We start from the raw sequence: 20,643 nt of genomic DNA on the forward strand, positions 1-20,643 counted from the left end.
CAGAAGCCGACCTCACAGCCCCAAGCAACCTGCTTCTGGCAAGCACCCCGGCACCTACCCGCCTGGCGCACACAATCAATCCATGTGGCAGCCAGATCAAAGACAGCCCCCACCGTCCCCGCCCTAAATGGCCACCACTCACGCCAACCCGGGGACCCCACCACCATGAACCTGCACCCTCACCTGCTTGCCGCCCTCAGCCTGGCTGCGCTGCTGGCCCAGCCATCAGCCCAGGCCATCGAGCTCTACGCCGATGACGAGTCCCACCTGAATGCCGACATCCTGGCGGTGTACGGCCTGTTCAACAGCCGCAAGAACTACGACGCCACGCCCGGCGGCTCGACCTGGCGCGAGGGCTTCATCAAGTATGGAATCAGCGGCGACCAGCGCCTGGCCGGCAACGGCAGTGCCTACGGCGCACTCAGCTGGGTCAGTTCCGCCACCTGGGGCGATGGTGACGCAGCCGGCAACACCGACGGCACCGAGCGCACCACCAAGCTGGAGGACGCCTACCTCGGCTGGCGCTCCGGCGAGCTGTTCCCGTTGCTGGGCAAGGATGGCGTGGATGCCTCGTTCGGCCGTCAGGTGGTCAAGCTGGGCCGCGGCTTTCTGATCAACGACGATGGCCCCAACCTCGGCAAGGGCCCCGCCGACGGCGCGCTGGACCGTGGCGGCGCCTATTACCTGGCGGCGCGCCACGCCTTCGACCGCACCGCCGTGCTGCGCCTGGGCGGCGAGCGTGGCGTGCACGCCAGCGTGCTGTGGCTCAAGTCCGACAACCGCGCCCAGGCCGAGACCGAACTGGCCGCCGGCACCCTGGACTACACCACCGCGGCCGGCACCCTGGGGCTGACCTGGATTCACGGCCTGGGCGTCACCGAGCAATGGGCCAGCGAATTCCAGCGCCAACGCGACGGCATGGACACCTACAGCCTGCGCGGCGAAGGCAACGCCGGTATCGACAACGCCAGCTTCGCCTTCGAATACGCCTGGCAGGACAAGCAGGCCGGCCCGGAAAAGGCCTGGTACGCCGAGGCCGGCTACACCTTCGCCGAGCTGCCCTGGGCACCGAGCCTGACCTACCGCTACACCCGCTATTCCGAAGGCTGGGATGCCTTGTTCACCGGGCTGAGCACCGGCTACGGCACCTGGTTCCAGGGTGAGGTGGCGGCCAACTACGCGGGGCCGTTCAACAGCAATACCGGGGTGCATCACCTGGGCCTGGTGGCCAAGCCACTGGAAAACCTGACCCTGGGCGCGCTGTATTTCGACTTCGATACCCTGCACACACGCAACGCGCTGAACCTAGGTGCCCGCGAGCTGGACCTGTACGTGGAATGGACAGTCAGCCCGCACCTGATCGTCAGCCCGCTGGTGGGGCTGTACCAGCCGAAAAAGGACGAGAACACGGGGGGCAATCAGGTGGGCGGCAATGGCACCAACCTGTACAGCCAGGTGACGCTGGCGATGCCGTTCTGAGTTGGCTGGGGCGACGGCCAGGGACATGTCCAAGGCCATCGCCCCCGGGGTTACACGGTCGCGTGGGCCTGTTGCTTGAGGCGTTCGGTGTCGACGCGCACGAACACCGAGTCGGCCGTCACGGTGAGCACGTCGCCGGCCCAGACTTCGCAGATGACCCGGCTCTTGCGCCCCACCTCACCCTCGACCCACGCCTTGAGCACCAGCTCCACGCCCATCGGGGTGGGCTTGAGGTAGGTCAGCGAAAGCTTGCCGGTGACGCAGTCGATGCGCGGCAGGCTGCCCGGCTCGCGGCCTTCGGCGCGGTAGTGCCAGGCCATGGCGGTCCAGTTCGAATGGCAGTCCACCAGCATCGCCAGCAACCCGCCGTACACCAGCCCCGGCCAGCCGGTGAAGGTGGCATCGGGTTCGTGCCGGCACAGCACGTGGCTGCCGTCCTCGGCCCAGTGGCTTTTCAGGTGCAGGCCGCTGGGGTGCGAGGTACCGCAGCCGTAGCACACGCCCTCTGGCGCGGCGAGGTCTTGCAGGGGTAAGGCTTGGGCGTTCATAGGCTTCCTGATTGTTTTTATGGAAAGTCAGACCGTCGATGGTAACGCTGCCAGGCCCGCGCGCGAAAGCGCCAGGGGCCGCCGCAGAGGCTCAGGCCTCCACCGGCAGCCCTGCCGCCTGCCAGTCCGGCAGGCCGCTGTCGAGCCGGCGCACCTTGAAGCCGTGCTCGCGCAAGGCCGCGGTGGCGGTACTCGACAGCACGCACCAGGGGCCCCGGCAGTAGGCAACGATCTCCTGGTCCTGCGGCAGTTCGGCCAGGCGCTGCTGCAGCTCGTCCAGTGGCATGCTGATCGCCCCCGGCAAGTGCCCCAGGGCGTATTCCTCGTGGGAGCGCACATCCAGCAGGGTGATGCTCTGCTCGTGCAGGCGCTGCACCAGTTCGTCGCGCGACATCGCCTCCAGGCGCTCCTGCGCACTCATGCTGTCGGCCAGCAGCTCGCGCACCGCCAGGCGGTTGTGCTCGGCGAACTGCCCCAGTGCCGCCAGCACCTCCAGGATCGGCCCACCACCCAGGCGGTACAGCACGCGCTTGCCGTCGCGGCGGGTCTGTACCACGCCGGCGCGACGCAGGTGCTGCAGGTGCTGGGAGGTGTTGGCCACGGACAACCCGCACAGTTCGGCCAGGCGCTCGACCGCACGCTCGCCCTGGGCGATGTGTTCGAGCAGGTGCAGCCGATGCGCATGGCCCAGGGTGCGGGCCAGCTCGGCGATATCGATGAAATGTTGCTGAGGAAGGTCGGTCATTGACAGGAAGCTATCATTCGCCAATCATTCAATCAATTCATTGAATGTTTTATTCAGGAGCAACGCCATGTCCCCTCTGCTTCACTTCATCGCCAGTGCCAGCCTGATCGGGCTGCTGGGCACGGCGCTGGCCGACCTGTGGGCCGAAACACAGAAGCGGCTGCTGAAGGTGCCCACGCCCAGCTGGCCGATGGTCGGGCGCTGGGTGGCGCACCTGCGACATGGTCAGTTCATTCATGACAGCATCGCCAAGGCGCCGCCCGTACCGGGCGAAGCCCTGCTGGGCTGGGCGACGCACTATGTGATCGGGGTGCTGTACGCCGGGCTGCTGCTGGCGATCTTCGGCATCGGCTGGGCCCACAGCCCTACCCTGCTGCCGGCGCTGGCGATCGGTATCGGCACGCTGGTGGCGCCGTTCTTCATTCTGCAGCCGGGCATGGGCGCAGGCGTACTGGCCCGTCGCACCCCCAACCCCAAGGTGGCACGCCTGCGTAGCCTGGCAGCGCACACGGCGTTCGGGGTCAGCCTGTTCGTCGCGGCGCTGCTGCTCAATGGCCTGGGCCTGATGCCCCGGGGCTGAGCTCAGGCCTCACGCTGGCACCAGGCGTCTATCAGTACGTCCAGCAATGCCTGCGCATCCGTGGTGTTGGCGTCGACCAGAGCAATGGCCCAGCCACAGCCGGCCAGCTCGAAGTGTTCGCGCCAGTTGGGCCACGCCACAAGCCCGGCCAGGTCGAAGGAAAACATGCCGCCCCGCTCGCCATGGCCGCCGTGAATCGACTCGCCCAGGCCGAATGGCTGCGGGTCGAAGGGCTTGAGGCTCACGTAGTACACGTGGTGGGTGTCGTGCTCCGGGGTGGGCGCGCGGTTGCACTGGGAGAAGTCCACCGACTGCCAGCCCAGCTCGCGCTCGTTCATCGGCTGTGCCTGCGCGAGCAGGTAGTCGAGCCCCAGCGTACGCCCACCCGGCCAACCGAGCTGGGTGGCACTGAAGGTTCGCTGGCGCGCCTTGCGTGGGTTGGCAAGCTCGCTCCAGCCCAGCTCGCGGGTCAGCACCAGGCCCTTGAGCAAGCGGTGCTCGCCATTGTTCAGCTCCAGCACGAACTGGCCGTAATCGGTGGGTATCACCCGCACCAGGTGCGTCGGTGCCCCGTGGTCCTGCCCCATGTCGTCTTCCCCTGATGTTACAAAGAATTTCGGCAACCCCGCAGGGTCTACCCAGTAGATCCCCACACAAGAGTCTGCCATGAAATTCGAACGCTTCGCCCAGGGCCTGGCCAAACAGGCCGGTCGCTCGCGCACCTTCCTCATCGCACTGGTACTGATCGTGGTCTGGGCCGTCACCGGGCCGTGGTTCGACTACAACGACACCTGGCAGCTGATCATCAACACCTCGACCACCATCGTCACCTTCCTGATGGTGTTCGTCATCCAGAACACCCAGAACCGCGACAACGACGTGCTGCACATCAAGCTCGACGAACTGCTGCGCTCGACCAAGGCGGCGCACAACGCGCTGATGAACCTCGACCAGCTGGACAACAGCCAGCTCAAGCAATTGCTCAAGGAGTACCGGGAGATCGGCGAAGACCGCGCCACCGACCTGCCCGCCGATGAAACCGGGGGCAGGCGCGGCGACGCGCAGTGAGGCGGGCTACTGGTTGGCGCCGGTGAGGGTGTTGTAGCTGGTGATCAGGTTGCGGTAGTCGGGGATGTGGTTGGAGAACAGCGCGCCCAACCCCTCGACATCGTTGCGCCAGTCGCGGTGCAGTTCGCAGGCTGCGCCGAACCAGGTCATCAGTTGCGCACCGGCCGACGACATGCGGTCCCAGGCCGCGTCGCGGGTGATCGGGTTGAAGGTGCCGGAGGCGTCGGTGATCACGAACACCTCGAAGCCTTCGGCAATCGCCGACAGCGCCGGGAACGCCACGCACACCTCGGTAACCACACCGGCGATGATCAGCTGCTTCTTGCCGGTGGCCTTGACCGCCTTGACGAAGTCTTCGTTGTCCCAGGCGTTGATCTGGCCGGGGCGCGCGATGTACGGCGCGTCAGGGAACTGCGCCTTGAGCTCGGGCACCAGCGGGCCGTTGGGGCCGCTTTCGAAGCTGGTGGTGAGGATGGTGGGCAACTTGAAGTACTCGGCCAGGTCGGCCAGCGCCAGCACGTTGTTCTTGAACTTGTCCGGCTCGATGTCACGCACCAGCGAGAGCAGCCCGGCCTGATGGTCGACCAGCAGCACGGCGGCGTTGTTCTTGTCCAGACGGGTGTAGGGAACACTCATGGTCATACTCCTTGCAGGGGTGGTCCGGCGCCGTGGCGCCGGAGTTGGGACAAACGTGAGTTGCATACAGACCCTAGTCGGCGCGTGTGACAGTGCCGCCGCCATTGGTCATCTGGCCGAAGCGCCCGGCGCGAAAATCGGCGAACGCCGCCTCGATCTCGGCATCGCTGTTCATCACGAACGGGCCGTAGCCGACGATGGGTTCATCCAGCGGCTCGCCGCTGAGCCACAGCACCGCCGCCTCGCTGTCGGCCTGCAGCAGCACTTCGTCGCCGGCACGCTCCAGCAGCACCAGTTGTGCCGGGCCCACCGAACGCTCGCCATTGACCGTGACCTGGCCGCGCAGCACCACCAGGGCGCTGCTGTGACCGGCCTGGGCAGGCAACCGCACGGGCTTGCCGGGCTTGAGCTGCAGGTCCCACACCTGCATCGGCGTGAAGGTGCGCGCCGGGCCGCGATGGCCGTGGTAGTCACCGGCAATCACCCGCAGGCTGCCGGCACCGCCGGGCAGCGCCACGCTGGGGATGTCGGCGGCCAGCAGGGTCTGGTAGCCGGCAGGGGCAGACTTGTGCCGTGCCGGCAGGTTGACCCACAACTGCACCATCTCCAGGGTGCCGCCACTGCGGGCGAACGACGGCGCATGGAACTCTTCATGCAGGATGCCGCCCGCGGCCGTCATCCACTGCACATCGCCCGGGCCGATCAGGCCGCCGGCACCGGTGGAGTCGCGGTGCTCCAGCTCGCCCTGGTAGACGATGGTCACCGTTTCGAATCCGCGGTGCGGGTGCTGGCCGACGCCGCGACGGGCGCTGGTGGGGGTGAAGGCATGGGGCCCGGCGTAGTCGAGCAGCAGGAACGGGCTGATGTGCTGGGCCAGGTTGTCGTAGGTGAACAGGCTGCGTACCGGGAAGCCGTCACCCACCCAATGCGGGTGCGGGCTGCTGTAGACGCCTTGGATCTTTTTCATGAGCTACCTCCTCTCGTGCATGAAGCCAACGATAAGGGCGCAACGCTGAAGGCGGTAGATAGCGTAAAGTGCCCTCAGCGTTCCATTTGGAGAACAGTGGTGGAAGACCTCAACGACCTGTACTACTTCGCCCAGGTGGTCGAGCACGGTGGCTTTGCCGCCGCCGGCCGTGCCCTGGACATGCCCAAGTCCAAACTCAGCCGGCGGGTGGCCGGGCTCGAGGAGCGCCTCGGGGTGCGCCTGATCCAGCGTTCCACCCGGCATTTTTCGGTAACCGACATCGGGCAGGCCTACCACCGCCATTGCGTGGCCATGCTGGTGGAGGCCGAGGGTGCGGCCGAGCTGATCGAGCGCCACCGTGCCGAGCCCCAGGGCATAGTGCGCCTGAGCTGCCCCACGGCGCTGCTGGATTTCTGGGTGGGGCCGATGCTGTCGCGCTTCATGGTGCAGTGCCCGCTGGTGCAGCTGCATATCGAGAGCACCAACCGCCATGTGGACCTGATCCAGGAAGGCATCGACATTGCGCTACGGGTGCGGGTGCCGCCGCTGGAGAGCAGCGACCTGGTGATGAAGGTGCTGGCCAACAGCACGCAGTTGCTGGTGGCCGCGCCCGGCTTGCTGGCGTCGTTGCCCAGGCCCATCGTGCCCGCCGACCTGGCCGCCTTGCCGAGCCTGCACTGGGGCAACCCGCAGCGCGATTATCAATGGCAGCTCAATGGCCCGGACGGCGCCACGGCCAGCTTGCGGCACACGCCGCGGCTGGTGACCGACGACCTGGTGGTATTGCGCCAGGCGGCGCTGGCGGGCGTGGGGGTGGTGCACCTGCCACTGGTGGTGATCCGCGACGAGCTTGCCCGTGGCGAGCTGGTGCAGCCCACCCCGCACTGGGCGCCGCAATGCGGGCTGGTGCACGCGGTGTTTGCCTCACGGCGCGGGCTGCTGCCTTCGGTGCGGCACCTGCTGGATTTTCTGGCCCAGGAGTTTGCCCAGAGCGGGATCGATTGATGTGCCAGGGTTTGCTGGCGCTATGCGCCAGATCGCGGGTCAAGCCCGCTTCCACGGGGATTGCGGCACTCTTTGAATAGGCGCTGTACCTGTGGGAGCGGGCTTGCCCCGCGATCGAATGCACAGCATTCGCTGAACCTGCACCCACCGATCATCAGGCATACTGCCCCCCCACCCTCAATCCCAACGCACCGCCATGCAGCCGATTGTCCCCCTGGCAGAAAACTACCCCCACGGCGAGCGCATCGCCCCGCACTGCCACAACCGCGCCCAGCTGATCCATGCCCTGAGCGGGGTGATCACGGTCAACTCCAGCCAGGGCTGCTGGGTGGTTCCGCCAGGGCGCGGCGTATGGGTGCCCGCCGCCGTCGAACACGACCTGAAGATGGCCGGCCAGGTCCGCATGCGCACCCTGTTCGTCGCCTCCGACGCGCGCCCCGACCTGCCGCTGACCTGCCGCGTGGTGGACATCCCGCCGTTGCTGCGCCAACTGATCATCAGCGCCATGCTCATCCCCGCCGACTACCCGCCCGGCGGGCGTGACGAGCGGGTGATGCAGTTGATTCTGGACGAGATCCGCGTGCTGCCAATTCTGGCCCTGTACGTGCCGCTGCCGGTCGACCCGCAACTGGCCGCGCTGTGCCAGGCCCTGCGCGACGACCCGGCCAGCCCCTGGAGCCTGCAGCGCGCCGCCGCCCACAGCGGCCTCAACGCACGCACCCTGACCCGCGCCTTCCAGCGCGAAACCGGCCTGAGCTTCATCCAGTGGCTGCGCCGCCTGCGCCTGCTGGCCAGCCTCGACGCGCTGGCCGCCGGGCACTCGATCCTGAACGTGGCGCTGGACCTGGGCTACGACAGCCCCAGCGCCTTCAGCGCCATGTTCCGCCGCACCCTGGGGGTCTCGCCCAGTGCCTACTTCGGCAAGACCCCGGCCTACGGCCAGCCCGACGCCGACTAGTCAGCGTGCATGCTGGCGCAGCAGCAGCGACGCCAGCGCACACACCGCCAACGCCACGCACGACACATAGAACGCATCCGAATACGCCATCAGGTAGGCCTGCTGATGCACCGTCTGGTCCAGCTGCGCCAGCACCTGCAGGTGCGCCGGGGCCTGTGCATCGAGCACCCCGCCGGGCAGACGCTGCTGCACGGGTGCATCGAACAGCGTCAGGCTCTCATTGATACGCTGCCCGTGAAACCGTTCGCGCAACGACACCAGCTGCGTCAGCAGCGCCGTGCCCACCGCACCGCCCAGGTTGCGCAGCATCGATATCAGCGCCGAGGCGGAGCCGGCCTGGGCCTTGTCCAGCCCTTTCACCGCCAGCACCGACAGCGCCACCATGATCAGCGGCTGGCCCAGCCCGCGCACCACCGTGGAGGGGATGATCACGTTCTTCGCCGCGTCCGCCGACAGGTGCGCCCCCAGCCAGCAGCCCAGCGCCATGATCGCGAAGCCGCTGGCCACCAGCACCTTGGCGTTGAGCCAGCGCATCAGGCGCGGCAGCAGCGGCGCCAGCAGCAACTGCACCATGCCGTAGGCGATCAGGCTGATGCCGATTTCGCGGGCGTTGTAGCCCTGCACCTGGGACAGGTAGTTGGGCACCAGAAACACCAGCCCGAAGGTCGCCGCCCCGAACACCGCCATGGCCAGGCTGGCCACGCCGAAGTTGTAGCTGGCCAGCAGGCGCAGGTTGATGAAGGGCCGCGCGCCCCACAGCTGGCGCTGCACGAACAGCGCCAGCGCCACCACGGCAATCACGCTGAAGGTGACGATGAACGCCGAATCGAACCAGTCCTCGCGCCCGCCCTCCTCCAGCACGATCTGCAGCGCGCCCAGCCCCAGCGCCATGGCCGCGATGCCCAGCCAGTCGGCGCCGCGCAACTGGGCGCGGTCGCCGGCCTGCGCCGGGATCGACCACGCCACCGCCGCCAGCAGCGCCACCCCGGGCAGCAGTTGCAGCAGGAAGATCCAGCGCCATGAATAGGCGTCGGTCAGCCAGCCGCCGATCGACGGCCCGGCGGCCTGGGCCACACTGTTGGAGAGGCTGAACAAGGCCATGCCCAGGGCGATCTTGCTCGGCGGCAGCTCGGTGATGATCAATTGCATCGACAGCGGGATCAGCACCGCCCCCGAAGCGCCCTGGATCACGCGGATGGCGATCATCGCCTGCAGGTTCGGCGCCAGCGCGCAACTGACCGAGCTGATCAGGAACACCAGCGAGCCCACCAGCATCACCCGGCGCAGCGAGAACACCTGCACCAGCCAGGCGGTGAGCGGAATCATGGTGATTTCCGCCACCAGGTAGGCGGTGGAGATCCACGAGCCTTCCTCGAACGTCGCCCCCAGCGCGCCTTCGATTTCCGGCAGCGCGGCACTGGTGACGTGCACGTTCATGCCCGCCATGAAGCAGCCGAACAAGCCTCCGATCACCGCCACCCACGCGCGCAGCGATACCTTGTCTTCAGTGCTCATCGCGCACCTGCGCCGTGCGCGTATCGATGGTGGCGATCACCGACATGCCCGGCAGCAGCCGCGGCGTGCCGGGTTCCACCGGGTCGAGGTGAATACGCACGGCAAAGCGCTGCACGATCTTGGTGAAGTTGCCGGTGGCGTTGTCGGGCGGCAACAGCGCGAACACCGCCCCCGAGCCGGGCGAGACGCTGTCGACCGTGCCCTGCCAGTGCCGGCCGAAGGTGTCCACCTCCAGGGTCGCGCGCTGCCCCGGGCGCATGTGTTCGAGCTGGGTTTCCTTGAAGTTGGCCACCACGTAGGCCTGCTCCACCGGCACCACTGCCAGCAGTGGCAGGCCGGGGCTGACGTACTGCTGCACACGCACCTTGCGCTGCCCCACCACGCCGTCGAAGGGCGCCCGTACCTGGGTGTCGGCCAGGGCGTTCTCGGCCAGGGCCAGGGCCGCCTCGGCCTGTACCAGCTCGGCCTCGCGGCGCACCAGTTCGGCCCGGGCCTCGCGCTGCTGGCTGGCCAGCACCTGGTGCCGGGCCCGCTGCATGGCCCAGCCGGCGTCCGCGCCCTTGAGCGTGGCCTGCGCCTGGGTGCGTGTGGTGCTGGCGCGTTCGGCACGCTGGGCACTCACCGCGTTCATGCCGATCAACTGGCGGTAACGCTGCCAGTCGAGTTCGGCGCGCCGCGCCTCGGCACCGCCCGCCTCGCGCTCGGCGGCGGCACGGGCAATCGCCTGCCCTTGCCCCTCCAGCTGCGCCGCCAGGGTCACCAGCACGGCCTGCTGCGCCTGCACCGAAGCGGTACTGGCGGCCAGCGCCGCACGGGCCTGGCGCACCTGCTGGCGATAGTCGCGGTCGTCCAGCTGCACCAGCAGGTCGCCGGCCTTGACCACGGCATTGTCGGCCACGCTGACCTGGGCCACATAGCCGCCCACCCGCGCACTGATCGGCGCCCAGTCGGCGCGCACGTAGGCATCGTCGGTCTGTTCGTTGAAGCGCCCGCTGTGCCACACATACAAGGCAACCCCTAGTACCGCCAGCGTGCCGGCTGCGCCCAGGGCGCGGCGCAGCGTCATCACGCGCACGCGCTCGGTGGCTTGGGTAACCGGTGGTTCGGGGCTGACCGCCTGGTTCATGTTCGTGCTCCCTGTTGTTGTTCAAGGATGCACTCTAAGGGGGTCAGCGGTTGGCGTTCGCTAGCGTACAGGCCAGTATTCGTCGCGAAATGGACAACCTGCCATCAGCCCAGCAGGTAGGTTTGCACCTCGTTCGCACAGGCCTGCGGATCTTCCTGCATGAAGCAGTGCCCGCCGGGCACCTCGCGCAGCTCGACCCTTGGGTTCAGACGGGCCCAGCGCGCCAGCGACACGGGTACGAAGGGATAGGTGGTGATGCCATGCAGCACCCGTGCGGGTGTCTGCACCTGGGCCAGGGCAGCCCACAGCCCGCGAGGGAACGAACTGAACACGTCCACTTCGCGCGCAGGCCGGCACTTGAGCACCACCCCTTCGCCGCAGTCGCCGATGGCGTGGTCCACATAGGCCTGCAGCGCCTCGTCGTGCCAGCCCTTGAAAATGCCGCGTCCGTGCAGCGCGGCGTAGGCCGCCTCGCGGTCGGGCCAGTGGCTGCGCCGGGTGGCGGCCTTGCGTGCCAGGCCGTGTCGACGGTGCATGCCGAACAGCGTGGCCACGCTCATCACCCCCAGCATCGAGCGGCTGAACACCACAGGGTCAAGCAATACCGCCCGCTGAAACAGGCCCGGTTCCAGCGCCAGCATCAAGCCGGTCAGCACCCCGCCGAAACTGTGGCCCATGGCAAAGCACGCCACCTGCCCGTATTCGCCGCGGCCTGCCTGGAAGGCCTCGATCGCCAGCGCGGCGCTGCGGTTCCAGCCCACGAAGGCGCCACCATGATCGCTGTCGCCATGGCCCTGCACATCGCACAGCCACAGGTCGAAATGCTCGGCCAGGCGCTCCAGCAGCGGCTGGTAGGCCAGGCAGCAGAACCCGGTGCCGTGGATGAAATGCAGCAGCGGCTTGCCGCTGGCGGGTGAGCGCCAGCCGCGCAGGGTGAAGTGTTCGGCGCAGTCATGCGACCAGGGGATCAGTTCCATCGGGACTCGCTGTGGGGGGTTACACAAAACCGGATTCTACAAACAGCAGTGGATACAGCGATAGCACCAGCAGTGTGGCCATCAGCCAATTGAACAGCTTGAGCCAGCGTGGGTCCTGCAGCACGGTGCGCAGCGCGCTGCCGAACATCACCCACACGCACACGCTGGGCAGGTTGACCACGGCGAACACCGCGGCGATCACGATCACGTTGGTCAGGTAGCCCTGGCTGGGTGCATAGGTGGTGATGGCGCCCACGGCCATGACCCAGGCCTTGGGGTTGACCCACTGGAAGGCTGCCGCGCCCCAGAAACCCAGGGGCTTGCGCGTGCCGGGCTCGGCGCTGGTCAGCGGGCCGGAATTGGCGATCTTCCAGGCCAGGTACAGCAGGTAGCTGGCGCCCACGTAGCGCAGCACGCCGTAGGCCAGCGGGTAGGCCTTGAACAGCTCGCCCAGGCCAAGGCCCACCGCCAGTACCAGCACCATGAAGCCGATACTGATGCCCAGCGCGTGGGGAATGGTGCGACGCACACCGAAGTTCACGCCGGAGGCCAGCAACATGGTGTTGTTGGGGCCGGGGGTGATCGAGGAGACGAAGGCGAACAGCACGAAGGCCATCAGCAGGTTGAGCGAGGTGAGCATGGCGGGTGTCCGGCGGTGTGTTGTTGTGAAGTGACACTAACCAAGTCGGTGCGCAGCGCTGCGATACAGTTGGGGGCAATTGTGGCACTACACTTGGCGAGCCCTCACTACCCTCCAGGCTTCCCGTGCCCTCGAGGGGCAATTGCCTTAGGATAACCCTCCTCGATTTCCGGAACAGAAGCCCCGCCATGCCCGTACATATCCGCCCCGCGCGCGTCGAAGACGCCAGCCAGATTCTCACCTTCATCACCGAGCTTGCCGAGTACGAGCGTGCCCGCCACGAGGTGATCGCCACGGTCGCCGATATCGAGCGCACGCTGTTCGGCGAAGGCAGCAGCACCCAGGCGCTGATCTGCGAGCGTGACGGCCAGGCCATCGGCTTTGCGGTGTACTTCTTCAGTTATTCGACCTGGCTCGGCACCCAGGGCATCTACCTCGAAGACCTGTACGTCACGCCCCAGGCCCGCGGCACGGGTGCGGGCAAGGCGTTGCTGCGCCACCTGGCGCAGGAGGCCTGTGCCAAGGGCTGCGGGCGCCTGGAGTGGAGCGTGCTGGACTGGAACGAACCGGCCATCCAGTTCTACAAGTCCATCGGCGCGCAGCCGCAGGACGAGTGGGTGCGTTATCGCATGGAAGGTGAAACGCTGCGCAGCTTCGCCCAGGGTTGAGACCACGCCATGTTCTTTCGATTGGCCGCCGACGGGCTGGTACTGTCTCATCTGACGTTCATCGTGTTCGTGATGCTGGGCGGGTTGCTGGTGCTCAGGTGGCCGCGGCTGTGCTGGCTGCACCTGCCGGCCGTGACCTGGGGCGTGCTGGTGGAGGTGCTGCACCTGCCCTGCCCGCTGACCGAGTGGGAAAACCGCCTGCGTGCAGCGGCGGGTGACACCGGCTACCCCGACAGCTTTGTGGAGCATTACCTGATACCGCTGATCTACCCGGCCAAGCTGACGGCAGGCATCCAGCTGTGGCTGGGGGCATTGGTGTTCGTGGTGAATGCGGGGGTCTATGCGTGGTTGTGCTACTCGCGCAGGCGCCGTGCCTTGCGGTGAGTGCTCAGGCCGCTTCGCCGGCAAGGCCGGCTCCTACGGGAGCCTGCCTTGCCGGCGAAGCGGTCACCACCGCACCTGAATCAGGCGCTCACCTCCTCCCGCGCCGCATAGCGCTGCGCCAGCACCGCACACACCATCAGCTGGATCTGGTGGAACAGCATCAGCGGCAAAATCATCGCGCCAATCGCCCCGCCGGCAAACAGCACCTGGGCCATCGGCACACCGGTGGCCATGCTCTTCTTGGAGCCGGCAAACAGGATGGTGATGCGGTCTTCCACGTTGAACCCCAGCCGCTTGCCCAGCAACTGCGTGCACCACAGCACCACCGCCAGCAACACGCAGCACACCAGCGCCAGCCCCAGCAGCCGCACCAGTGGCACCGACTGCCACAACCCGCTGATCACCGCGTCGCTGAACGCGGTGTACACCACCAGCAGGATCGAGCCCTGGTCGACGGTCTTCAGCCAGCGTGCATTGCGCGCCACCCAGGCGCCGATCCAGCGCCGCGCCAGTTGCCCGGCCACGAACGGCACCAGCAGTTGCAGCACGATCTTCAACACCGCATCGAGGTTGGATCCGGTATCGCCCTGCACGCCCATCAGCACCATCACCAGCAGCGGCGTCAGCACGATGCCCAGCAGGCTGGAGGCCGCCGCGCTGCAGATCGCCGCCGGGATGTTGCCCCGCGCCAGCGAGGTGAAGGCAATCGCCGACTGCACGGTGGCCGGCAACGCGCACAGGTACAGCACGCCCAGGTACAGCTCGTCGCCCACCAGCGGCAGGAACAGCGGCTTGAACAGCATGCCCAGCAGCGGAAACATCACGAAGGTGCAGCCAAAAACCAGCAGGTGCAGGCGCCAGTGCCCTGCCCCGGCCGCCACCGCCTCGCGCGACAGCTTGGCGCCGTGCAGAAAGAACAGCAGCCCGATGGCCAGGTTGGTCAGCCAGCCAAACACCACCGCGCCCTGGCCCTCGCAGGGCAGCAAAGTGGCCAGTGCAATCACGCCGAGCAGGGCCAGGGTGAAATTGTCGAACAGCAACCGCAGGTGTTTCATGTCACGTCCTGTCTTGTTATTGAGATGGCGCAGACGGTAAGGTTTCTTTTCTTTTCCGACTAACGACAGAACCCCAAGAGTGTCGCCCAAAGGACAACCCCACGCCCCGCGCATCCCGCCCCTGAGCGAGCTCAAGGTACTGCCGCGCCCGCTGTACGGGCAGGCGCAGTCGCTGGCCAACATCGCCCTGGGCTTTCGCCACAAGCATGCCTGGGGGCAACTGTCGTATGCGGCCCAGGGCGTGCTGCATGTGCACACCGGCGCCGGACGCTACGTGGTGCCGCCGCAGCGCGCGGTGTGGATCCCGGCGCATACCCCCCACCAGGTCAGCTGCGCCGACGACACCTGCATCCGCAGCCTGTACATCGAGCACAGCGTGTGGCCGGGCACCCAGTGCCGGGTGATCGGCGTGAATGCCTTGCTGCGCGAGCTGATCCGCACCTTCAGCGGCCTGCCGGTGGCCTACGACACCGAGGGCGCAGACGGGCGCCTGGTCGCCGTGCTGCTCGACCAGCTGGCCAGCGCCCCACAGGAAGACCTGATTCTGCCGCTGCCCCAGGACACCCGCCTGCGTGCGCTGTGCCGGCGCCTGCAGGCACACCCCGAGGACAGCACCGGGCTGGCAGCCTGGAGCCTGAAGTACGGTGTTTCGGAAAAGACCCTGAGCCGGTTGTTTCTGCGTGACACCGGCATGACCTTTCGTACCTGGCGCCAGCGCATGCGCCTGCTCAGTGCGCTGCCAGCACTCAGCCGCGGCGAGCGCGTCACCGACGTGGCCCTGGCCTGCGGCTACGAATCGCTTTCGGCCTTTATCGCCGCCTTTGGCAAACAGTTCGGCCTGTCACCGGGCGAATTCCTCCAGACCCACCGGAAACCCATTACGTGAACCTGTTCAAACCGCATCACCTGCTGAGCGCCCTGCTGCTGGCCAGCCCTGCCGCCTGGGCCGCCACCGTGCCTGACAACCTCGACAACCTGGTGGAGGCCGCCAGCCAGGCCGTGATGCAGGAGCACGCGATACCCGGCATGGCCGTGGCCCTGACAGTCAATGGCCAACACCACTACTACGACTTCGGTGTGGCCTCGCGCGACAGCGGCCAGGCCGTCGATCGCGACACCCTGTTCGAACTGGGCTCGATCAGCAAGACCTTCAACGTCACCCTGGCGGCCTATGCCCAGGCCACCGGCAAGCTGAAGCTGACCGACAGCCCGGCCAGCTACCTGCCCGAACTGCGCGGCCGGGCCCTGGAAAACACCACCCTGCTGAACCTGGCGACCCACACCGCCGGCGGCTTCCCGCTGCAGTTGCCGGACAGCGTGCACGACAACGGGCAACTGATGCGCTACTTCAAGCACTGGACCCCGAGCTACCCGGCAGGCACCCGGCGTACCTATGCCAACCCGAGCATCGGCCTGCTCGGGGTGATCAGCGCCCGCCAACTGGACATGAGCTACCGGTCCGCCCTGCAGGACCTGCTGTTTCCGGCGCTGGGCCTGAACAACACCCATCTGCAGGTACCTGCCAACTGGCAGCGTATGTACGCCCAGGGCTATACCCGCGACAACGTCCCCGCCCGGCTGAGCCCTGCGGTGCTGGCCGACGAAGCCTACGGGGTGAAGTCCAGCAGTGACGACCTGCTGCGCTTTGTCGAGGCGAACATGGGCCTGGAGAAACTCGATACGCCCCTCAAGCAGGCCATTGCCGCCACCCATACCGGCTACTACCAGGTGGGCCCCATGACCCAGGACCTGATCTGGGAACAGTACCCCTACCCGGTCGCATTGCAGACCCTGCTCGACGGCAATGCCAGCCGCATGGCCCTTGAAACCCTCGACGTCACGCCGCTGCAACCCCCGCTGGCCCCGCAGCAGGCGGTGTGGATCAACAAGACCGGCTCCACCAACGGCTTTGGCAGCTACGTGGCGTTCGTGCCCTCGCAGCGGATCGGCATCGTGATCCTGGCCAACAAGAACTACCCCAACGAGGCGCGGGTGAAGCTGGCCTACCAGATCCTCGGCGCCTTGAACGAAGGTAGCCACTGACCGTGAGCAAACCGGTACGCGACACCCTCAAGCTGCTGTTGCTGCTGGCCGGGCTGTGGGGCTTCGCGCGCCTGCCGCCGAGCCTCGGCGCGAACCTGATACTGGTCGGCGGGCTGGCGGCCGGCGGCATCTATGCGCTGCTGAACCTGTCGCGCCTCTTCGCCTTTCTCAGCTACTGGCCAGGGTCGTTGCTGTACAGCGTGGTCGTGGTGTACCTGTGCAAGCTGTCTGCGCAACGGGCGCTCAATGCGCGCTTTGGCATCGAGGTGGACTACCTGGACAACGCGGCGGTGGTGTATGGGGCGCTCTATTCCATCCCGTTCTCGCTGATGCTGCTGGGGGTCTACCTGCTGTTGCCCCAGTGGCTGCGCAGGGCGGCTGGCAGACTACGCCCCGGCGCCGCCCCGGCCCCGGCGCAAAAAGTGCCGACGTTCGAACCCTTCTTTGCCGCGGCCCTGGTCTGTTGTGCGGGGTTTGCCCTGCAGCAGCTGGACGAGGGCCTGGAGTACGCCCTGATCGTCGATGCCATGCCCGCCTCCAACTGCGGCCCGGTCGACGCGGGCACTGCATGGCTGCGCAAGAACCACAGCCAGTGCTACAGGCTGCAGGGCAACCCGCTCACCGGCACCTTCAGCCTGCAGCAGGTCGACAGCCCGGCGCCCTGATGCTGCGTGCAGTGAACCTCTGCCGCACCCCGCCCCTCGAATGCTCAGGGGCCAGCGTTGGCCCGACCCCATGCGACGGTGCCTTCGATGAGTTTTACCCTGTGGATCGCCGTGTTCGGCGCCGTGTTGCTGATCCTGGCCCTGACCTCGTCGTACCTGCGCTGGATGCCGGTGACCACCTCGGCGGTGTGCCTGCTGCTGGGCATCGGCATCGGCCCGCTGGGGCTGGGCCTGTTGCACCTGGACCTGGACCACGCCGCCGGCTGGCTCAAGCACCTGACCGAAGTCGCGTTGCTGTTCTCGCTGTTCATCAGTGGCCTGAAGTTGCGCCTGCCGCTGCGCAGCCGTGTCTGGCGGGTGGCATTCGGCCTGGCCGGCCCGGTGATGCTGCTGAGCATCGGTGGCTTCAGCGTGGTGCTGCACTACCTGGGTGACATGGCGTGGGCGCCGGCCCTGCTGATCGGCGCCATCCTTGCGCCCACCGACCCGGTGCTGGCAGCGCTGGTGCAGGTCAACGATGCGCAGGACCACGACCCGCTGCGCTTCGGCTTGTCGGGCGAGGCCGGGCTCAACGACGGCGTGGCCTTTCCCTTCGTGCTGCTGGGCTTGCTGCTGGTGCAGGGCCAGGCCGTCGACGGCTCGGCGCTGTTCACCTGGTTGTGGCGCGACCTGCTGTGGGCGATGCCGGTGGGGTTGCTGGTGGGCTACTGGATGGGCAAGTTGCTGGGGCGCCTGACCCTGACCCTGCGCATCAGCCATGCCGACAGCACGCTCACCCCCAACGACTACCTGGCATTGGCGCTGATTGCACTGGCGTATGTGGTGGCCGACACCCTGCACGCCTATGGGTTTCTGGCGGTGTTTGCCGCCGGGCTGGGGCTGCGCCAGGCCGAGGTGAGCTTCACCGGCGGTTCGCAGACCCCGTCCGAGCACCTGGCGCAACCGGTGGCTGGGCACCTGGAAGCCGCGCCGGAGAATGCGGTGCATGGCGACCTGGACAACCTCGAAGACACCCAGGTGGCGGCCGGGGTGATGATGGGCGACATGCTTGCTTTCGGCAGCCTGGTGGAGCGGGTGATGGAAGTGTTTCTGGTGACCGTGCTCGGCGTGGCGCTGGCCAGCCACTGGGACTGGCGCGCACTGGGCTTTGGCCTGGCGTTGTTCTGCGTGGTGCGCCCGTTGAGCGTGTTGCTGATGCCTTGGGGCAGCCTGCTCGACCTGCGCCAGCGGCTGATGGTCGGCTGGTTCGGCATTCGTGGCATCGGCAGCCTGTTCTACCTGTTCTACGCCCTGAGCCACGGCCTTGGCGGCACGCTTTCGGCGCAGTGCCTGAACATCACGCTGTCGGTGGTGGCGTTGAGCATCGTGGTGCATGGCCTGAGCACGCAACCGATGCTGAACTACTACGGGCGGCGCGGCTGACCGCCCCTGCTGGCGAAATACCCTTCGCACAGGCCATGGTGCGTTGCAATCAATGTGGGAGCCGGCCTTGCCGGCGAAGCGCCGCGCGGGCGGCGCTCGATTTCATGGGCGCTGCAACTGTGTTGGCTGGCGCATCGGCCCTCACTGCGATCCCACGCCGGAGCTTTCTTTGGAGCGTTGCAACCGGGTGGTTTGAAATCGCACCAAAACCAAACAGTGCACACTTGAGTTCACCGGCGCCCTCAAGACCGAGCGCCGCTCGCGCGGCGCTTCGCCGGCAAGGCCGGCTCACACATTTTTAAAACCACCCTGGCCCGCAGAATCGCCATGGCACAACCCGATGTACCCACCTGCCCCAACCTGGCCTACCCTTCACCCATGCTCATCGTCGAAAACCTGCACAAGACCTTCACCACCGCCCAAGGCACCCTGCCGGTGCTGCGCGGTGTCGATCTGCACCTGCCCGCCGCCACCAGCCTGGCGCTGATGGGCGAGTCCGGCAGCGGCAAGAGCACGCTGCTGCACCTGATAGCCGGCCTCGAACGCCCCGACAGCGGGCGCATTCTGTTCGACGGCCAACCGCTACACACCCGCACCGAAGCCGGGCTCGCACACTGGCGCCGACAAGGCATCGGCCTGGTGTTCCAGCAATACAACCTGATCAGCAGCCTGGACGTGGCCGCCAACCTGGCCTTCCAGGCGCGCCTGGCCGGCCGCCATGACCCGGCCTGGGTCACCCACCTGGCCGAGCGCCTGGGCCTGGCGCCGCTACTGCAACGCTACCCCGAGCAACTCTCCGGCGGGCAGCAGCAACGCCTGGCAATCGGCCGCGCACTGGCCTCGCGCCCCGCACTGGTGCTGGCCGACGAACCCACCGGCAGCCTTGACGAAGCCAGCAGCGAAAACGTGCTCGACCTGCTGCTGGAGCTGGTCGGGGCAAGCAACAGCAGCCTGCTGATGGTCACCCACAGCGCCCACCTGGCCACCCGCCTGCACCAGCGCCTGACCCTGCACCTGGGCCGGGTACGCGCATGATCGGCCTGTGCCTGCAGGCGCTGCTCAGCCACTGGCGGCGCCACCCCCTGCAATGCGCCAGCATCCTCACCGGGCTGTGGCTGGCTACCACCCTGTGGGCCGGGGTCCAGGCGCTCAACCAGCAGGCCCGCGCCGACTACGCGCGGGCCAACGCGCTGCTGACCGGCGCAGCGCAGGCGCAGGTGAGCCCGCGCCACGGCGAACGCTTCGACCAGCACGCCTACATTCAATTGCGCCGGGCCGGCTGGCCGGTGTCGCCGGTGCTCGAAGGCCGCCTGCGCTTTGCCGGCGCCGAACCGGTCAGCGTGAAACTGCTGGGCATCGAGCCGCTGAGCCTGCCACCCGGCAGCGCCATCGCCGGCCAGGCCGCCCAACGCATCGACCCCGCCGCCTTCATCGGCCCACCGGGCCAGGCATGGATCGCACCCGACACCCTGCAGCGCCTTGGCCTGGCGCCCGGTGCCGAACCGCTGAGCGGCGACGGTCAGCGTCTGCCGCCGTTGCAGGTACAGGCGCAGCTGGCCCCGGGGGTAATGGTGGTCGACATCGGCCAGGCCCAACGCCTGCTGCAGGCACCGCAACAGCTCTCGCGACTGCTGATACCCGCCGGCTACACCCCGCCCGCGCTGCCCGAGGGCCTGAACGACCTACTGGTGGTGCAGGCCGCCAGCGACACCGACGACCTGCAACGGCTGACCGAAAGCTTTCACCTCAACCTCACTGCGCTGGGCCTGCTGGCCTTCCTGGTGGGGCTGTTCATCGTGCATGCGGCCATCGGCCTGGCCCTGGAGCAGCGCCGCAGCCTGTTGCGCACCCTACGTGCCTGCGGCGTGAGTGTGCGTGCGCTGGTGACTGCCCTGGCCATCGAACTGGGGCTGTTCGCGCTGCTGGCCGGGCTGGCCGGGGTGGCCTGCGGTTACCTGCTGGCCAGCCTGCTGCTGGGTGACGTGGCCGCCAGCCTGCGCGGCCTGTATGGCGCCCAGGTGGCCGGGCACCTGAGCCTGCCGCTGCACTGGTGGCTGAGCGGGCTGGCCATCAGCCTGCTCGGGGCAGCACTGGCCGGTGCCGGCAGCCTGCTGCGCGCCGCGCGCCTGCCGCTGCTGGCGCTGGCACAGCCCCAGGCCTGG

At 67.5% G+C, this 20,643-nt stretch carries 23 protein-coding genes; 13 read left to right on the forward strand and 10 right to left on the reverse strand.

The window, feature by feature from the left end; genetic code table 11:
• Window positions 1-165: 165 nt before the first annotated feature.
• A complete protein-coding gene (locus tag DN387_RS25625) occupies window positions 166-1,479 on the forward strand; it encodes a hypothetical protein (protein WP_054914422.1) in 1,314 nt (437 codons plus the stop codon).
• Between the two features lie 50 nt (window positions 1,480-1,529).
• On the opposite strand, the gene DN387_RS25630 is transcribed toward DN387_RS25625, so the two are convergent.
• Window positions 1,530-2,027 carry a PaaI family thioesterase gene (locus tag DN387_RS25630; RefSeq protein WP_043860059.1) on the reverse strand — a complete coding sequence of 166 codons (498 nt, stop codon included), beginning with the start codon at window positions 2,025-2,027 and terminating at the stop codon, window positions 1,530-1,532.
• Between the two features lie 91 nt (window positions 2,028-2,118).
• Window positions 2,119-2,772, reverse strand: coding sequence for a metalloregulator ArsR/SmtB family transcription factor (locus DN387_RS25635; RefSeq protein ID WP_043860058.1), 654 nt, complete (start codon window positions 2,770-2,772; stop codon window positions 2,119-2,121).
• 67 nt (window positions 2,773-2,839) lie between these two features.
• Here DN387_RS25635 and DN387_RS25640 point away from each other — a divergent pair, with 67 nt between their 5' ends.
• A complete protein-coding gene (locus DN387_RS25640) occupies window positions 2,840-3,352 on the forward strand; it encodes a DUF2938 domain-containing protein (RefSeq protein WP_054914421.1) in 513 nt (170 codons plus the stop codon).
• A 2-nt stretch (window positions 3,353-3,354) separates the two neighbouring features.
• On the opposite strand, the gene DN387_RS25645 is transcribed toward DN387_RS25640, so the two are convergent.
• On the reverse strand, window positions 3,355-3,939 hold the full coding sequence (locus tag DN387_RS25645) for a hypothetical protein (RefSeq protein WP_102063821.1): 585 nt from the start codon (window positions 3,937-3,939) through the stop codon (window positions 3,355-3,357).
• 79 nt (window positions 3,940-4,018) lie between these two features.
• Here DN387_RS25645 and DN387_RS25650 point away from each other — a divergent pair, with 79 nt between their 5' ends.
• Window positions 4,019-4,420 carry a low affinity iron permease family protein gene (locus tag DN387_RS25650; RefSeq protein WP_043860056.1) on the forward strand — a complete coding sequence of 134 codons (402 nt, stop codon included), beginning with the start codon at window positions 4,019-4,021 and terminating at the stop codon, window positions 4,418-4,420.
• 6 nt (window positions 4,421-4,426) lie between these two features.
• Here the strand turns inward: DN387_RS25650 and ycaC are convergent, their stop codons facing one another.
• Together ycaC and DN387_RS25660 are read right to left on the reverse strand one after the other, a co-directional pair.
• Window positions 4,427-5,056, reverse strand: a complete 630-nt coding sequence (gene ycaC / locus DN387_RS25655; RefSeq protein WP_043860055.1) for an isochorismate family cysteine hydrolase YcaC — start codon at window positions 5,054-5,056, stop codon at window positions 4,427-4,429.
• Between the two features lie 73 nt (window positions 5,057-5,129).
• The gene (locus tag DN387_RS25660; RefSeq protein WP_054914420.1) at window positions 5,130-6,023 is read right to left on the reverse strand and encodes a pirin family protein; all 894 of its coding nucleotides are present in this window, start codon (window positions 6,021-6,023) and stop codon (window positions 5,130-5,132) included.
• Window positions 6,024-6,119: 96 nt separating this feature from the next.
• On the opposite strand from DN387_RS25660, the gene DN387_RS25665 reads away from it, so the two are divergent.
• Together DN387_RS25665 and DN387_RS25670 are read left to right on the forward strand one after the other, a co-directional pair.
• On the forward strand, window positions 6,120-7,028 hold the full coding sequence (locus tag DN387_RS25665; RefSeq protein WP_173925050.1) for a LysR family transcriptional regulator: 909 nt from the start codon (window positions 6,120-6,122) through the stop codon (window positions 7,026-7,028).
• Window positions 7,029-7,224: 196 nt separating this feature from the next.
• Window positions 7,225-7,986 carry a helix-turn-helix transcriptional regulator gene (locus DN387_RS25670; protein ID WP_054914418.1) on the forward strand — a complete coding sequence of 254 codons (762 nt, stop codon included), beginning with the start codon at window positions 7,225-7,227 and terminating at the stop codon, window positions 7,984-7,986.
• Here DN387_RS25670 and DN387_RS25675 read toward each other — a convergent pair whose 3' ends face one another.
• The 4 genes from DN387_RS25675 to DN387_RS25690 all read right to left on the reverse strand — a co-directional run bounded on the left by DN387_RS25675 (window position 7,987) and on the right by DN387_RS25690 (window position 12,244).
• Window positions 7,987-9,501, reverse strand: coding sequence for an MDR family MFS transporter (locus tag DN387_RS25675; protein ID WP_043860227.1), 1,515 nt, complete (start codon window positions 9,499-9,501; stop codon window positions 7,987-7,989).
• A complete protein-coding gene (locus DN387_RS25680) occupies window positions 9,491-10,567 on the reverse strand; it encodes an HlyD family secretion protein (protein ID WP_236171881.1) in 1,077 nt (358 codons plus the stop codon). Before DN387_RS25680 ends, DN387_RS25675 begins: the two co-directional genes overlap by 11 nt.
• A 164-nt stretch (window positions 10,568-10,731) precedes the next feature.
• Entirely contained in the window at window positions 10,732-11,604 is an 873-nt protein-coding gene (locus tag DN387_RS25685) for an alpha/beta fold hydrolase (protein ID WP_054914416.1), read from the reverse strand.
• Window positions 11,605-11,623: 19 nt separating this feature from the next.
• Window positions 11,624-12,244, reverse strand: a complete 621-nt coding sequence (locus DN387_RS25690; RefSeq protein WP_054914415.1) for a LysE family translocator — start codon at window positions 12,242-12,244, stop codon at window positions 11,624-11,626.
• A 188-nt stretch (window positions 12,245-12,432) separates the two neighbouring features.
• On the opposite strand from DN387_RS25690, the gene DN387_RS25695 reads away from it, so the two are divergent.
• A complete protein-coding gene (locus tag DN387_RS25695) occupies window positions 12,433-12,912 on the forward strand; it encodes a GNAT family N-acetyltransferase (RefSeq protein WP_043860231.1) in 480 nt (159 codons plus the stop codon).
• Window positions 12,913-12,921: 9 nt separating this feature from the next.
• The gene (locus DN387_RS25700) at window positions 12,922-13,296 is read left to right on the forward strand and encodes a DUF2784 domain-containing protein (protein ID WP_054914414.1); all 375 of its coding nucleotides are present in this window, start codon (window positions 12,922-12,924) and stop codon (window positions 13,294-13,296) included.
• Between the two features lie 80 nt (window positions 13,297-13,376).
• Here the strand turns inward: DN387_RS25700 and DN387_RS25705 are convergent, their stop codons facing one another.
• Window positions 13,377-14,351, reverse strand: coding sequence for a bile acid:sodium symporter family protein (locus DN387_RS25705; protein WP_043860233.1), 975 nt, complete (start codon window positions 14,349-14,351; stop codon window positions 13,377-13,379).
• A gap of 79 nt (window positions 14,352-14,430) precedes the next feature.
• On the opposite strand from DN387_RS25705, the gene DN387_RS25710 reads away from it, so the two are divergent.
• The 6 genes from DN387_RS25710 to DN387_RS25735 form a co-directional block, all read left to right on the forward strand.
• Window positions 14,431-15,237, forward strand: coding sequence for a helix-turn-helix domain-containing protein (locus tag DN387_RS25710; protein WP_054914413.1), 807 nt, complete (start codon window positions 14,431-14,433; stop codon window positions 15,235-15,237).
• Window positions 15,234-16,394, forward strand: a complete 1,161-nt coding sequence (gene ampC, locus DN387_RS25715; protein WP_082405696.1) for a class C beta-lactamase — start codon at window positions 15,234-15,236, stop codon at window positions 16,392-16,394. The genes DN387_RS25710 and ampC overlap by 4 nt, the downstream gene beginning before the upstream one ends.
• Window positions 16,395-16,396: 2 nt before the next feature.
• Window positions 16,397-17,059: a hypothetical protein gene (locus tag DN387_RS25720; protein WP_054914412.1), complete on the forward strand. Its 663-nt coding sequence runs from the start codon at window positions 16,397-16,399 to the stop codon at window positions 17,057-17,059.
• 87 nt (window positions 17,060-17,146) lie between these two features.
• Entirely contained in the window at window positions 17,147-18,481 is a 1,335-nt protein-coding gene (locus DN387_RS25725) for a sodium:proton antiporter (RefSeq protein WP_043860236.1), read from the forward strand.
• A gap of 378 nt (window positions 18,482-18,859) precedes the next feature.
• Complete coding sequence (locus DN387_RS25730; protein WP_043860253.1) at window positions 18,860-19,516, forward strand: ABC transporter ATP-binding protein; 657 nt, start codon at window positions 18,860-18,862, stop codon at window positions 19,514-19,516.
• A partial coding sequence (locus DN387_RS25735) for an FtsX-like permease family protein (protein WP_254506405.1) occupies window positions 19,513-20,643 on the forward strand: 1,131 nt, incomplete at its 3' end. The genes DN387_RS25730 and DN387_RS25735, both read left to right, overlap by 4 nt.

Origin of the sequence: Pseudomonas sp. FBF18 (assembly GCF_024261405.1) — a bacterium.
Classification (GTDB): domain Bacteria; phylum Pseudomonadota; class Gammaproteobacteria; order Pseudomonadales; family Pseudomonadaceae; genus Aquipseudomonas; species Aquipseudomonas palmensis.